The 14,044-nt window shown below is 65.4% G+C and carries 10 protein-coding genes; 6 read left to right on the forward strand and 4 right to left on the reverse strand.

Annotation, left to right across the window (positions count from 1 at the left end):
• Positions 1-67 precede the first annotated feature (67 nt).
• Positions 68-3,172: an Rne/Rng family ribonuclease gene (locus tag FXV83_RS34395; RefSeq protein WP_148743998.1), complete on the forward strand. Its 3,105-nt coding sequence runs from the start codon at positions 68-70 to the stop codon at positions 3,170-3,172.
• A 67-nt stretch (positions 3,173-3,239) separates the two neighbouring features.
• Here the strand turns inward: FXV83_RS34395 and FXV83_RS34400 are convergent, their stop codons facing one another.
• On the reverse strand, positions 3,240-3,920 hold the full coding sequence (locus FXV83_RS34400) for a helix-turn-helix domain-containing protein (RefSeq protein WP_148743999.1): 681 nt from the start codon (positions 3,918-3,920) through the stop codon (positions 3,240-3,242).
• 207 nt (positions 3,921-4,127) lie between these two features.
• On the opposite strand from FXV83_RS34400, the gene FXV83_RS34405 reads away from it, so the two are divergent.
• From FXV83_RS34405 to FXV83_RS34415, 3 genes are read left to right on the forward strand one after another with little or no spacing between them, the layout of a single operon-like run.
• Positions 4,128-5,624 carry an amidase gene (locus tag FXV83_RS34405; RefSeq protein WP_148744000.1) on the forward strand — a complete coding sequence of 499 codons (1,497 nt, stop codon included), beginning with the start codon at positions 4,128-4,130 and terminating at the stop codon, positions 5,622-5,624.
• Positions 5,625-5,675: 51 nt separating this feature from the next.
• On the forward strand, positions 5,676-6,908 hold the full coding sequence (locus tag FXV83_RS34410; RefSeq protein WP_148744001.1) for an MFS transporter: 1,233 nt from the start codon (positions 5,676-5,678) through the stop codon (positions 6,906-6,908).
• A 16-nt stretch (positions 6,909-6,924) separates the two neighbouring features.
• Positions 6,925-8,157 (forward strand): NAD(P)/FAD-dependent oxidoreductase, encoded by a 1,233-nt coding sequence (locus FXV83_RS34415; RefSeq protein ID WP_148744002.1) that lies wholly within the window; start codon positions 6,925-6,927, stop codon positions 8,155-8,157.
• 102 nt (positions 8,158-8,259) lie between these two features.
• On the opposite strand, the gene FXV83_RS34420 is transcribed toward FXV83_RS34415, so the two are convergent.
• The 3 genes from FXV83_RS34420 to FXV83_RS34430 form a co-directional block, all read right to left on the reverse strand.
• On the reverse strand, positions 8,260-9,597 hold the full coding sequence (locus FXV83_RS34420; RefSeq protein ID WP_148744003.1) for a dicarboxylate/amino acid:cation symporter: 1,338 nt from the start codon (positions 9,595-9,597) through the stop codon (positions 8,260-8,262).
• Between the two features lie 84 nt (positions 9,598-9,681).
• Positions 9,682-10,236 carry a biotin transporter BioY gene (locus tag FXV83_RS34425; protein WP_148744029.1) on the reverse strand — a complete coding sequence of 185 codons (555 nt, stop codon included), beginning with the start codon at positions 10,234-10,236 and terminating at the stop codon, positions 9,682-9,684.
• A gap of 92 nt (positions 10,237-10,328) precedes the next feature.
• Positions 10,329-11,516, reverse strand: a complete 1,188-nt coding sequence (locus tag FXV83_RS34430; RefSeq protein WP_148744004.1) for a pyridoxal phosphate-dependent aminotransferase — start codon at positions 11,514-11,516, stop codon at positions 10,329-10,331.
• A gap of 188 nt (positions 11,517-11,704) precedes the next feature.
• On the opposite strand from FXV83_RS34430, the gene FXV83_RS34435 reads away from it, so the two are divergent.
• Both FXV83_RS34435 and FXV83_RS34440 read left to right on the forward strand, forming a co-directional pair.
• Positions 11,705-13,108, forward strand: a complete 1,404-nt coding sequence (locus FXV83_RS34435) for a M48 family metalloprotease (RefSeq protein WP_148744005.1) — start codon at positions 11,705-11,707, stop codon at positions 13,106-13,108.
• Positions 13,109-13,197: 89 nt separating this feature from the next.
• Entirely contained in the window at positions 13,198-13,965 is a 768-nt protein-coding gene (locus tag FXV83_RS34440) for a DsbA family protein (RefSeq protein ID WP_148744006.1), read from the forward strand.
• The last annotated feature ends 79 nt before the right edge of the window (positions 13,966-14,044 follow it).

Consider the following 14,044-nt stretch of genomic DNA (forward strand, 5'->3'; position numbering starts at 1 on the left):
TCGCGTCACCCGGCAGCGCTAATCGCGCCCACGGTGAATCGCGCCCGCCGCCGCCAAGAGTTAAGACATGCCCAACAAGATGTTGATCGACGCCACCCACCCGGAGGAGACCCGGGTCGTCGTGGTCCGTGGCAATCGCGTCGAAGAGTTTGACTTCGAGACCGCGCAACGCAAGCAACTGCGCGGAAACATATACCTTGCCAAGGTCACCCGGGTGGAGCCTTCGCTCCAGGCCGCTTTCGTCGAATACGGCGGCAACCGCCACGGCTTCCTCGCCTTCAGCGAAATCCATCCTGACTACTACCAGATCCCGGTCGCGGACCGGCAGGCCCTGATCGAGGCCGAGGAGCAGGCTCACCGCGAGGCCGAGGAAGAGAGCGAGAACCGCTCCCACGGCCGCCGCCGCTCGCGCCATCGCAACTCCCGCCGCCGCAGTCATGGCGAGCGTGTCCAGAGCGACATCGTCGGAGGCCTCGAGGCCGGTACCGATTCCGCCGCCCAGCCGATCGAGGGCGAGGCGCTGCCGGAGCACGCGCAGGGTGAGCATCTGCACGCCGAGGCGCATCATCACGGCGAGCACGAAGCTCACGATCACGACCATGATCACGACGATCATGGGCACGATCATCATCATGCTCATGATGACGATAGCCATCACGCGCACGATCATGATGACCATGGCCATGAAGGCGGGCACGATCATCACGACCACGACCATGATCACACCGGCGAGACCCCCGCGCCCGTCGCAGCCATTGGCGCCGAGCCTGCGGTCGCTGCCGAGCCCCAGGAAGAAGCCGCTGTCTCCGAAGCGCACGCCGAGGCTCTGGCCGAAGCCGTGACAGCAGCCGCTGAGCCGGCCGATGCCGTGTACACGGCCGGCGAAACCGCCGAGGCTCCGCATCACGAATCCGAAGCGAGGGCCGACGAAGACGACGAGGATGAAGACGGCGAGGAAGCCGAAGATGAAGTCGTCGAATCCGTCGGCGGCGACGACGTGCTCGAGGAGGTGCCGGAGCGCACCTTCCGCCCGCGCCGCCAGTACAAGATCCAGGAAGTCATCAAGCGTCGCCAGGTGATGCTGGTGCAGGTCGTCAAGGAAGAGCGCGGCAACAAGGGCGCCGCACTGACGACCTACCTGTCGCTCGCCGGCCGCTATGCCGTGCTGATGCCGAACACCGCGCGCGGCGGCGGCATCAGCCGCAAGATCACCAGCGCCCAGGACCGTTCGCGCCTGAAGGAAGTGGTTCAGGATCTCGACGTTCCCGAGGGCATGGGCATCATCCTGCGCACCGCGGGCGCTGCCCGCACCAAGCCCGAGATCAAGCGCGACTTCGAATATCTGATCCGGATGTGGGAGACGGTGCGCGACCTCACGCTGAAGTCGCAGGCCCCGACCCTCGTCTACGAGGAAGGCTCGCTGATCAAGCGCTCGCTGCGCGATCTCTACAACAAGGAGATCGACGAGATTCAGGTCGCCGGCGAAGCCGGCTACCGCGAAGCGCGCGATTTCATGAAGATGCTGATGCCCGCCAATGTCAGCGCGGTGAAGCAGTATCGCGACGGCCAGCCGCTGTTCTCGCGAATGGGCGTCGAAAGCCAGCTGGATGCGATGTTCTCGCCGACCGTACAGTTGCGGTCCGGCGGCTACATCGTGATCAACCAGACCGAGGCGCTGGTCTCGATCGACGTCAACTCCGGCCGCTCGACGCGTGAGCACCATATCGAGGACACCGCGCTCAAGACAAACCTGGAAGCGTCCGAAGAGGTCGCCCGCCAGCTTCGGCTTCGCGACCTCGCCGGCCTGATCGTCATCGACTTCATCGACATGGACGAGAAGCGCAACAACCGGGCGGTCGAGCGCAAGCTGTCCGATTGCCTCCGACAGGATCGCGCGCGTATCCAGGTCGGACGCATCTCGCATTTCGGCCTGCTGGAGATGTCGCGCCAGCGCATCCGCGCCAGCGTGCTGGAATCCTCGACCGATCCCTGCCCGCATTGCGGCGGCACTGGTCACGTGCGTTCGGTGTCTTCGGTTGCGCTGCAGCTGCTGCGCGGCCTCGAAGAGATCCTGATGAAGGGCGCGACCCACAATCTCGTGGTCCGCACCCGCACCGACGTTGCGCTCTATGTGCTGAACCACAAGCGCGGTCATCTGCGCGACCTCGAAAACGGCTTCAAGGTGACGCTGTCGGTCATCGCCGATCCGAGCGTCAGCGGACCGAATGCCTATCTGATCGACCGCGGTGAGCAGGTGCATACGCTCGAGGCCGCCAAGGCATTGCTGGCGGCACAGGCGGCCGCTAGCCCGCCGCCCATCGCCGAAGAGGCCTATGACGACGAGGAGTTCGATTCCGAACTCGAATCCGAGGTCGAGACTGAAGAGACCGAAGGTCTCGCCGAGGAACAAACCGGTGAAGCCGCGAGCGAACAGGATGGCCAGCGCCGCAAGCGCCGCCGGCGTCGGCGCGGTCGCGGTGCCCAGCGCGACGGCGAACTGCGCGAGGATAGCGCGCCCACGCTTCCCGAGCCGGCACTCGCTGCCGGCGAAGCAGACGAGGACGCGGAATCCGAGCAGGATGGCGAGGAGACCGAAGAACAGCAGGCTCGCGGCGACCAGCAGGGTGCCGGCGATCGCAGCAGGCGCCGGCGCGGCCGGCGCGGCGGACGCCGCCGGCGCGGCGGTGGCGAGGAAGGCCTTGCCGGATCCATCGGTGACGAGCTTGCTGCCAGCCCGCCGTCGGAGGCGACCGATGCGGTTGCCGATTTCGATAGCTTCTCGCAGCAGCCTTCACCGTCCATCGCGCACACCGAGGCAGCCGGGGATGCGCAGGCCACCCAATCCGAGCCGGGCACCGAAGTACAGGCGGACACGCCCGCTCCGATCGAACGGGCTCAGGCCGAGCCAGCTCACGTCGAGCCGGTGTCTCCCGCTACATCGGACGACTCTGCATCTGACGACAAGGCGGCGCGCCGCCGCTCTACGGTCCGGGAAAAGGTGAGCTTCCTGTCGAGCGGCCAGCCCGAGCCGGCGACACCGGTTGCATCGGCACCTGAGCCGGTTGCCCCGCCCGCGCCGGCTCCCGAACCCGCAGCGGAGACGGCGGCCGAACCACCGGCCGCACCGCGTCGCGCCGGTTGGTGGTCGCGCCGTTTCGGCGGCGGCGAATAGGGACGAACAGCAATCAGAAAACGCCCGGCATTGCCGGGCGTTTTTCGTTTCAGTGCACGCCCTAGCGCTATCGCGCCGGCTCGCCGCCACCGGGCGGCGCGACCTCGCGCGATGCGATCTGGCGGAGCTGGTCGTAGAGATCGGGCGCCTCGCTGGTGCAGAGACAGACGCCCGTGGCGGACGGCGCATCGCCGGCGTTGAGGTAGGCGTGGCCCATGGTGCTGTCGAGATAGATGCCATCGCCTTCGCCCAGGATTTCCGGCGCGTAGAACTCGGTGTGGACGGCAACGCGTCCGCTCGTCACCAGAAAATACTCCTCGCCAGCATGGCGCAGCAGCGGGCCGAACTCGTCCAGCGAGCGCGCGCGGACCTCGGCCATGATCGGCACCATGCGTTTGCCGATCAGGTCCGTGCATTGATAGGTGTAGGTGTAGAATTTCGTGGTGATCACCTGGCCCTGCCCGGCCCGGCTGATGCTGCGCCGCGCCGTGACCGGCCGCCCCTGCGCAGGAGCCGAGATCGCCGGATTGAACAGCTCGGCAATTTCCATCTTCAGGCCTGAGGTCAGCTGCAGCAACTTGTCGTAGGTCAGCGACATCAGGCCGTTCTCGACCTTGGACAGGGTCGAGAGCGCCATGCCGGTCCGCTCGGCCACCTGCTTGAGCGTGAGGCCGCGCGCCTGGCGGGCCGCCTTGAGGCACTGGCCAAGCTGCGAATTGGGCCCTTCGGACGTCGCGATCTCGCTCATACGGCAACGGTACCACGGCGGCGGAGAAATTGTTGACCGATCGATCTAATCTTTTCGGTGAAAGCGGCCCGGAAGCGTCCCATTTGACCCTCAACTGAGCAGAATTTCCAAGATTTGTGCACGAAATGCCTCGCTTTGACGAATATACGTGCGCGAGCCTTACTTTCCGATATGCTAAATTGTTTTCATAATTTGAAAGGAACTGGCATGTCTGGACTTTGCGATTCCAGCGCCGTTGATCTGTGCCGCCTGTTGGCTGCGCGGGCGATCTCGCCTGTCGAGCTGCTGGATGCCTGCCTGTCGCGCATCGCCACCATCAATCCCGCCGTCAACGCGGTCGTCACGCTGGACGAGCCAGGCGCACACGCGGCCGCGAAAGCGGCCGAGGCTGCCATCCTGCGCGGCGAAGATCGCGGCGCGCTGCATGGTCTCCCCGTTCTGATCAAGGACACCCAGGACACCGCGGGAATGCGCACGACTTACGGCAGCCCCCTGTTGAGAGACCATGTACCGGCGGCCGACCAGGGTTCGGTCGCCCGGCTGCGCTCCGCCGGTGCCATCATCATCGGCAAGACCAACACGCCGGAATGGGCGGCCGGCGGCAACACCCGCAATCCCGTTTTCGGCGCGACCGGCAATCCCTTCGATCCCATGCGCTCGGCCGCCGGCTCCTCCGGCGGCTCGGCAGTCGCGCTGGCCTGCGGCATGGCCCCGCTTGCCTCGGGCTCGGACACCGGCGGGTCGTTGCGCAATCCGGCAGGCTTCGCCGGCATCGTTGGGATGCGTCCGTCCTACGGCCTCGTGGCGAGCGAAAAGCGCGCGTTCGGCTGGTCCAATTTGTCGACCGACGGGCCGATGGCGCGCAATGTCGCCGACACCGCGCTGATGCTCTCGGTCATGGCGAGCGACGATGCCCGCGATCCGCTCGCCTACACCCTGCCCGGCGAGCCCGTGCGCGCGCGCGTCGAGCGCTGGGCCGCGCCGCGCCCGGCGGAGCTTGGCAAGCTGCGTCTCGCCTGCACCGAAGACTTCGGCTTCGCACCGACCGAGCAGGCCATCCGCCGAGCGTTCCGCGATCGCGTGAAGAAGCTTGCGCCGCTGTTCGCCGAATGCCGCGAGGCCACGCCAGACTGCACCGGGGCGGACGATGCCTTTGCCGTGCTGCGCGCAGGATTGTTCCTGGCGATGCATGGCAAGAACTACAAAGAACGTCCCGAGATGCTCGGCCCCAACGTTCGCGCCAATGTCGAGGAAGGCCTCAGCTATACGCTCGAAGACCATTCGCGCGCCGCCACGACGCAGACACGGATCTATCGCGCCTATCAGAGCTTCTTCGAAAGCTGCGACGTGCTGATCAGCCCGACCATCACGCTGAGCCCGCGGCCCTGGTCCGAGCTCTATCCGGCCGAGATCGACGGGGCGCCGACGAAATCCTACTTCCACTGGCTCGCGCTCGCCTACGCCGTGACGCTCGCAGGACACCCCGCGATCAGCATTCCGCTCGGCCTCGATGAAGCCGGCCTGCCGTTCGGGCTTCAGATCGTCGGCCCGCGCGGCGGCGACGCCATCGTGCTTGCGGTGGCCGCGCGTCTCGAGGCTGCGTTCGCCGGTGACATGCAGATGTGCCGGCCGGTGCCCGACCTGGCGCGATTGGCCGTGGCACCGCCGCTGTCGGGCACGCCAGGCTTCCTCACCTGGGAATAGACCAAGACAAGCTGGCTGGACCGCCGGATCGCCGGCAAATCGGAGACGCGCATGACCGAATTGCTCTCGAAACGGAAGACCGGCATCGTCACCTTCGTCCTGCTCTATATCGCCTATTGCATCTCCTACATCGACCGCGCGGCGATTTCGCTGGCGTTGGCGCAGATCGGAAAGGACTTCAATCTCCAGGCCGCCGATCTCGGCATCGTCATCAGCGCGTTCTTCCTCGGCTATGCCGCGATGCAGGTGCCGGGCGGCTGGCTCTCCGACCGCTTCGGCTCGAAATATGTGGTGATCGTCACCATCGTGATGTGGTCGCTGTTCACGGCATTCACGAGCCTCGCCTGGTCGCTGACGTCGCTGATCGCGATCCGCTTCATCTTCGGCATCGCCGAGGGCGGCTTTCCGCCGGCCAGCATTCGCGCCATCGCGGAAGTGTTTAAGAAGGACAGCCGGCCGAAGATGTCGTCGCTGCTGCTGTCGTCGAACTATGCCGGCAGCATGCTCGCGCCGCTGATCATGGCGCCGCTGATCCTCTGGCTCGGCTGGCGCCATGCCTTCAACGCGATCGGCATTGCCGGCCTTGTCTTCGCGGTGCTCTATTTCGTGTTCATCCCGCATCTTGGACGCTCGATCGAGACCGGCGCGGGCGTACCGCCGGTTAGGGCTAAAAACCGCGCGCCGATGCGCGAGCTCATGAAGAATCCGCTGCTGTGGCAGCTGATGGTGGTGTGGTTCGGTCTGAGCTGCGTCAACAAGGGCCTGGATTCCTGGATGCCGCTCTACTTGCTCCAGCAGCGCGGGCTCGACCTCAAGACCGTCGGCGTGGTCGCGCCGATTCCGTTCGTGATGGCGACCATCGCGACCGCGATCGGCGGCTGGGTGATGACGACATTCTTCAACGAGCGCGAGAAATATCTGCTGATCGGCAGCTCGGCATTGACCGGCATCTTCCTCTACGCCATGTACAAGGCGGAGACGATCACGATGCTGATCGCCTATCAGTCGGTGGTCTACTTCTTCAAATCCTTCGTGCTGGCCTCGGTGATTGCGCTTCCGACTAAGCTACTCCGCGACGACCAGATCGGATCGGGTGTCGGCATGGTCAATCTCGGCGGCCAGAGCGCGGGCTTCGTGGCTCCTGCCGCCATCGGCTTCATCGTGACCGGAACCGGATCGTTCGATGCGGCCTTCGGCTTCCTGGTGGCGATGACCGCGCTGTCCGTCGTGGTTGCCGCGACCATCAGCACGGCCCAGCCGAAGCTTGCACCGAAGCCGGCCTGACAGGAGAATTCCGCCAATGCAAAGCGCGATCGTTCTTGGCGGCGGCATGGTGGGCGTCGGGGCTGCGCTGCATCTCCAGCAGCGCGGCTGGTCGGTCACCCTGGTCGACCGCCGGGAGCCGGGCCGCGAGACCAGCTATGGCAACGCCGGGATGATACAGGCCGAGGCGGTGCGGCCCTATCCGATGCCGCGCGATCTGGCCACGCTCCTGAAGATCGCGACCGGCCGCACCAACGACGTCCGCTACAGCTTCTCTGCGCTCCACCGCCACGTCGAGCCGTTGCTCCGCTATTGGTGGCATTCGGCGCCGAAGCGGCATCGCGAAGCCATCGAAGCCTGGGCGCGATTGATTGCCTATGCGACGCCAGAGCACGACATCCTGATCCGCGAGGCGCACGCCGACAATCTGATCCGCCGCGCCGGCTATCGCGTGCTGCACCGCGACCCCGCTTCGTTCGACCTCGCGATCCAGACAGCGGAAGAGGACCGGCGCGAATTCGGCGTGAATTTTCGCGTGCTCTCGGGCAGCGAGCTGACGAAAGCCGAGCCGATCCTGCGCGACGACCTTCCCGGTGCGATCCACTGGCTCGATACGTGGACCGTGTCCGATCCCGGTGCCCTGGTCACGGCCTATGCTGGCCTGTTCGAGCGCCTCGGCGGCACGCTTCTGCTCGGTGACGCCCAGAGCTTGCAGCAGACCGCCACCGGCTGGTCGGTCGACACCGACAACGGGCGCATCGACGCTGGCTCCGCCGTGGTGACGCTCGGGCCGTGGTCGCCAGATCTCCTGCACAAGTTCGGCTATCGCATTCCCCTGGTGCGCAAGCGCGGCTATCACATGCATTACAGCGGCGGCTCTTCGCTCGATCTGCCGCTGGTCGACAGGGGCGGCGGCTACGCCATGGGCCCAATGGCCAAGGGGATCCGCATCACCACCGGTGCGGAGCTCACCGGCCCGGAGGCGCTGCCGACCCCGGTGCAACTTGCCAGCGCCGAAGCTTCAGCGCGCGAACTGATCGACCTCGGCGCGCGGGTCGAACCCGAGCCGTGGTTCGGCACCCGCCCCTGCACGCCAGACATGCTGCCGGTGCTCGGCCCTGCCCCGCGCCACCCCGGCCTCTGGATGAATTTCGGCCACGGCCACCAGGGCTTCACCCTGGGCCCCGCGACGGGACGCCTGCTCGCCGAGATGATGAGCGGCGAGACGCCGTCGATCGATCCAACGCCATACCGGCCCGAGCGGTTCTAGCTCTCGGCCCTCGCGGAAAGAAAAAGGGCTGATCGAGGATCTCGACCAGCCCTGTTACTTCACATCTGACGGCGCTCGGCGTCGTCGGATCCGGCTTGCAGATCAGTCTGTCGTGACAGCCGTTTCCATGTCGGTCGGATCGATCTGCTTGGAGAGGTTTGCGTTGAGCTTGTCGCGGTCGAGCTCGCCCTCCCACCAGGCGACGATCACGCAAGCGACGCCGTTGCCGCACAGATTGGTCAGCGCGCGGCATTCGCTCATGAACTTGTCGATGCCGAGCACGATCGCCATGCCCGGCACGAGGCGCGGATCAACCACGGCAAGCGTTGCCGCCAGCGTGATGAAGCCCGCACCGGTGATGCCGGAGGCGCCCTTCGAGGTCAGCATGGCCACCACCAGAATGGTCAGTTGCTGGCCGAAGGTGAGATCGACGCCGAGCGCCTGTGCAATGAACAGCGTCGCCAGCGTCATGTAGATGTTGGTGCCGTCGAGGTTGAACGAATAGCCCGTGGGCACCACGAGGCCGACCACCGACTTGGAGCAGCCGAGCCGTTCCAGCTTCTCCATCAAGGACGGCAGCGCGCTTTCCGAGGACGAGGTGCCGAGCACGATCAGCAGCTCGTCCTTGATGTAGGCCAGGAACTTGAAGATCGAGAAGCCGGCCAGGCGCGCGACGATGCCGAGCACGACGAACACGAACAGCGCCGCGGTGGCGTAGAAGGTCGCAATCAGCCCGATCAGGTTGAGGATCGCGCCGGTGCCGAACTTGCCGATGGTGTAGGCCATCGCGCCGAAAGCGCCGATAGGTGCTGCGCGCATCACGATGGAGATGACGCCGAACACGGCATGCGCCGCGTCATCGATGAAGCTTCGGATGGTATGGCCACGCTCGCCAAGGCCCATGATGGCGAAGCCGAACAGCACCGAGAACAGCAGCACCTGCAAGATCTCGCCTTGCGCGAAGGCGCCGACCACCGTGTCGGGAATGATGTGCAGAATGAAGTCGACGCTCTTCTGGCCCTCAGCCTGCTTGGCATAGTTGGCGACGGCCTGCGCGTTCGCCGCGGCATTGCCGAAGCCGGCGCCGGGCTTGACGAGATTGCCGATGACCAGGCCGATCACCAGTGCAAACGTCGAGACGACCTCGAAATAGACCAGCGCCTTGACGCCGATGCGCCCGACCTTCTTGGCATCCTGGATGTGCGCGATGCCCGAGACCACGGTGCAGAAGATGATCGGAGCGATCACCATCTTGATCAGCTTGATGAAGCCGTCGCCGAGCGCCTTGATCCATTCGTTGGTGGCCACCGAAGGCCACAGCCAGCCGACGATGGCGCCGAGCACGATGGCGATCAACACCTGGATGTAGAGAACCTTGTACCACGGCTTGGCGGCGGCGGCCGGTGCATCCGGCGCTCCCGCCATCGTTGTTGTTGTCATTCTTTCACTCCCCCTAAAACTTCGGGTCCAGCCAAGATCAACTTGGCTGGCCCTGTCAATTGGAACTGCTGGGATTTGCGCGCTTTACCGGCGGTCGAGAAGCCGGCGCGCCGCCGGCATCAGCGTTGCCCCAAGCGCGTTCTTGACTAGCGAAGCGGCGATGAATGGCACTATGCCGACCTGCCAGGCCTTGGGCGCCCCAAGACCGAGGCCATAGGCCAGCCAGCCGAACCCGGCAGTCAGAATGACGAGGTGGCCAACTGCCATCGCCGCAAACAGCAACACCACGCTGCGATCCCAGCCGCGCTCGGCGAGCCAGCCGGTGACGAAAGCGGCGGCGACGAAGCCGAACAGATAGCCGGCGGTCGGGCCGACCAGCGGCGCAATTCCCGCTACTGGGCCTGCGAACACCGGCAGCCCGAGTGCGCCCTCGGCGAGGTAGGCGATCATGGTTGCGCTGCCAAGGCGCCAGCCATAGGCCGCGCCAATCATCAGCACGACCAGCGTCTGCAACGTCATGGGCACATAAGGCAGCGGCAGGTTCACCTTGGCTGACAGCGCCATCAAGGCGGTGCCGAGCGCGACGAGTACGAAGACGCGCAGCGCGCCGGCGGCCTCGCCCGTCTGGGCCGGCCACAACGTAGCGGCGAGTGGAAAATGTGGCGCAGCGGCGGACGGGACTGATCTGTCAGACAAGATGAACTCCGGAAGGCTTCGTGAAAAACTGGCGGCTATTTAAGCCAGTGAGCGATCCGGTCAACTGCCTCCCGCATCTCTTGAGGCGAGCGTGCGTAGGACAATCGTATGAACGAGCGGCCATGGATGGGATCGAAATCGAGGCCCGGCGTAGCCGCGACATGGGCCTGTTCGAGCATCTGCTTGGCGAATTCGAAACTATCCGACGTGAAGTCCGAGACATCGGCATAGAGGTAGAAGGCGCCGTCGGCAGGCAGGAACCTCGTCAATCCGGCCTTGGGCAGCCCCTCGATCAGGATGCGGCGGTTTTCCTGATAGCCATGCTTGATCGCTTCCATCTCGGCCGCCCCGTCGAAGGCGGCTTCGGCCGCGATCTGCGACAGCGACGGCACCGAGATCGACAGGTTCTGCTGCAGGCGCTCGATCGGCCGCACCAGCATATCCGGCACGACCATCCAGCCGACGCGCCAGCCCGTCATGCAAAAATACTTCGAGAACGAGTTGATGACGAGGGCATGCTGCGACAGCGCAGCTGCCGTCACCGCCGGAAACGCATAGTCGAGCCCGTGATAGATCTCGTCGGAGATGAAGCGGATGCCGGCGTCTTCCGCCGCCGCGATCAAGCTGGAAAGCGCCTCCCTGGACATCATCGTTCCGGTCGGATTGCCGGGACTGCCGACCAGCACGCCCTTCAGCGGCGCCTTGCGATGAGCGGCGAGCAGCACCTCGCCGGTCAGGGCGTGGCGCGTCTCATTGCCGGTCTCGATCAGCACCGGCTCGCAGCCGAGCGCGGTGAGGATATGGCGGTATGGCGGATAGCCCGGCACCGTCACGGCGACGCGATCGCCGGGCTCGAACATCGACAGGAAGGCCAGGATGAAGCCGCCCGAGGAGCCTGTCGTCACCACCACCCGTTCGGCGCTGACGGCGCAGCCATACGCATCGCGATAATGCCGCGCGATGCGCTCGCGCAGACTGGGGATGCCGAGCGCGGAGGTGTAGTCGATCCGCCCCGCTGCGAGCGCCGCATGCGCGGCCGCGATGGCGGTCTTGGGTGCGCCGGCCGCGGGCTGGCCGACCTCCATATGAATGACATGGCCGCCGGCCGCCTCGATTCGGGCCGCCGCGGCCATCACGTCCATCACCATGAACGGGGGAACATCGCTGCGGCGGGACGGCTCGAGCCACTGCCCCACCCGGTTCCTCAATGTCGCGTCTTGCATCGATTTCTGCTATTCGCTGGCGGACCGCTCCGTTCGGTCCGGAAAACCGGGCGCTTGCGCCCCAGACTGGCCGCATTGTGCGGCTCATAAGGGCATATCGCGTATCCGGTCCGCCGCCAATCGCCAAAACAAAGCACGAAACCACCCTCCAAATCCGCTTGCCGGGACTGTTTGACCAAGACCATTTGATGTCGTTCCAGATCGCATTGCGCAAGAAGGTCTCTGCCCTCACCGCCCTCGTGACTGCGGCGTCGATCGTGCTGTCGCCGTTCCCGGCGGCGCAGGCACAGCAGAAGGGGCTGCCTGTCCTGCGCGACACCGAGACCGAGCAGCTGCTCCGCGAATACACCCGCCCGATCCTGCGCGCCGCCGGTCTGGAAAAGCAGAACATCCAGATGGTGATCCTGAACGAGGCCTCGTTCAACGCGTTCGTCGCTGACGGTCGCCGCATCTTCGTCAATTACGGCGCGATCCTCCAATCGGATACGCCGAACCAGATCATCGGCGTGCTCGCGCACGAGACCGGGCATCTGGCCGGCGGTCATCTTTCGAAGCTGCGCGAACAACTCGCCAACGCCCAGACCCAGATGATCATCGCCATGCTGCTCGGCGCCGGTGCGATGGTCGCAGGCAGCACGCGCGGCAGCGGCAGCGCGGGCAACAACGGGCTTGCCAATGCCGGCGCCGCCGCGATCGCCGGGCCGCAGGAGATGATCCGCCGCTCGCTGTTGTCCTACCAGCGTCAGCAGGAGGAGAACGCCGACCGCGCCGGCGTGAAATTCCTGACCGCAACCCAGCAATCGCCGAAGGGCATGTACGAGACCTTCAAGCGCTTCACCAGCGAGAGTCTGTTCGCCGCGCGCGGCGCCGATCCCTATCTGCAGTCGCACCCGATGCCCGCCGAGCGAGTCGCTGCGCTCCAGGAGTTCGCCAGCAGCAGCCCCTATTGGGACAAGAAGGACGATCCCGCGCTCCAGCTCCGTCACGACATGGTGCGCGCCAAGATCTCCGCCTTCATGGAGCGGCCGGAGACCGTGAACCGCCGCTATCCTCAGTCGAACGACAGCCTGCCCGCGCGCTATGCCCGTGCCATCAGTACCTATCTGCACGGCGATCTGCGCAGCGCGCTCGCCCAGATCGACGCGCTGATCCAGGTGCAGCCGAACAATGCGTATTTCTACGAGGTGCGCGGCCAGGCTCTGCTGGAAAGCGGCAAGCCTGCCGAGGCCATCCCGGCCCTGCGCAAGGCGGTGCAGCTTTCGAACAATTCCCCCCTCATCGAGATGTTACTTGGGCAGGCACTGGTTGGAACCGATAATAAAGCCTACACGGACGATGCCATTCGGATTCTCCGTGCCGCGGTGGCGCGGGAGCCTGAGGCGCCACTCGGCTATATGCAGCTCGCGATGGCCTATGGCCGGAAGGGGGACTATGCCGAGGCCGATCTGGCATCGGCGCAAGCCGCGTATCTGCGCGGCGACAACAAGACTGCCCGCGAGCTTGCCACGCGCGCGAAAACCCGTTTCGCCGTCGGCACGCCCGGATGGGTCAAGGCCGACGACATCGTGGCGGCCAAGCCGCCGCGCAACTAGAACGAAGCCTGATACCACGACGTCACGACACCGCGCCTGAGTCCGCCGGGACGTTGCCCGAAACCTGCTTTGGATAAGAGGATTTGCCTATGCCTTCGCTGCGCCTGCTTGCTCCCGCGCTGTTTGCGCTCGCTATGTTCGGCGCAGCCGTGCCCGCGTCTGCCGACAGCTTCTCCGATGGTCAGCGCACCGACATCGAGGCGATCGTCAAGAACTACCTCGTCAGCCATCCCGAGGTGCTCGAGGAGGCCATGGCCGAGCTCAGCAAGCGCCAGGCCGCGGCCGAAACGCAGAAGCACGAGGCCAGCATCGCCCAGAACGCGGACGCGATCTTCAACTCGCCGCGCCAGGTCGTGCTCGGCAACAAAGACGGCGACGTCACCTTCGTCGAGTTCTTCGACTACAATTGCGGCTACTGCAAACGCGCCATGGGCGACATGCTCGATCTCATGAAGAGCGATCCGAAGCTGAAGGTCGTGTTGAAGGAGTTTCCAGTGCTGAGCCAGGGCTCGGTGGAAGCAGCCCAAGTCGCGGTCGCCGTACGCATGCAGGATCCGACCGGCAAGAAATATCTCGACTTCCACCAGAAGCTGCTCGGCGGCCGCGGCGCCGCCGACAAGGCGCGCGCGCTCCAGGCGGCCAAGGAAGCCGGACTCGACACCGCGAAGATCGAGAAAGACCTTGCCAGTCCCGAGGTGCGCGCCACCATCGAAGAGAACTTCAAGCTCGCCGAAGCCATGGGCATGAACGGCACGCCGAGCTACGTGATCGGCAAGCAGATCGTGGTCGGCGCCATCGGCGTCGAAGGCCTCCGGGAAAAGATCGGCGTCGCGCGCTGCGGCAAGGCGACCTGCTGATCGCGACTTGTAACGCATCGCACGTGAAGCAAGGCCGGCTATAGAAGCCGGCCTTTTTCTTGCGGCAAATCTTCTTGCA

This window comes from Bradyrhizobium hipponense (genome assembly GCF_008123965.1).
Classification (GTDB): Bacteria; Pseudomonadota; Alphaproteobacteria; order Rhizobiales; family Xanthobacteraceae; genus Bradyrhizobium; species Bradyrhizobium hipponense.

Excerpts from the sequence above, each read along its gene's own strand:
- FXV83_RS34440 (WP_148744006.1), top strand. The coding sequence starts at position 13,198 with ATGCCTTCGCTGCGCCTGCTTGCTCCCGCGCTGTTTGCGCTCGCTATG.
- FXV83_RS34400 (WP_148743999.1), bottom strand. The coding sequence starts at position 3,920 with ATGAGCGAGATCGCGACGTCCGAAGGGCCCAATTCGCAGCTTGGCCAG.
- FXV83_RS34420 (WP_148744003.1), bottom strand. The coding sequence starts at position 9,597 with ATGACAACAACAACGATGGCGGGAGCGCCGGATGCACCGGCCGCCGCC.
- FXV83_RS34415 (WP_148744002.1), top strand. The coding sequence starts at position 6,925 with ATGCAAAGCGCGATCGTTCTTGGCGGCGGCATGGTGGGCGTCGGGGCT.
- FXV83_RS34430 (WP_148744004.1), bottom strand. The coding sequence starts at position 11,516 with ATGCAAGACGCGACATTGAGGAACCGGGTGGGGCAGTGGCTCGAGCCG.
- FXV83_RS34435 (WP_148744005.1), top strand. The coding sequence starts at position 11,705 with ATGTCGTTCCAGATCGCATTGCGCAAGAAGGTCTCTGCCCTCACCGCC.
- FXV83_RS34395 (WP_148743998.1), top strand. The coding sequence starts at position 68 with ATGCCCAACAAGATGTTGATCGACGCCACCCACCCGGAGGAGACCCGG.
- FXV83_RS34405 (WP_148744000.1), top strand. The coding sequence starts at position 4,128 with ATGTCTGGACTTTGCGATTCCAGCGCCGTTGATCTGTGCCGCCTGTTG.
- FXV83_RS34410 (WP_148744001.1), top strand. The coding sequence starts at position 5,676 with ATGACCGAATTGCTCTCGAAACGGAAGACCGGCATCGTCACCTTCGTC.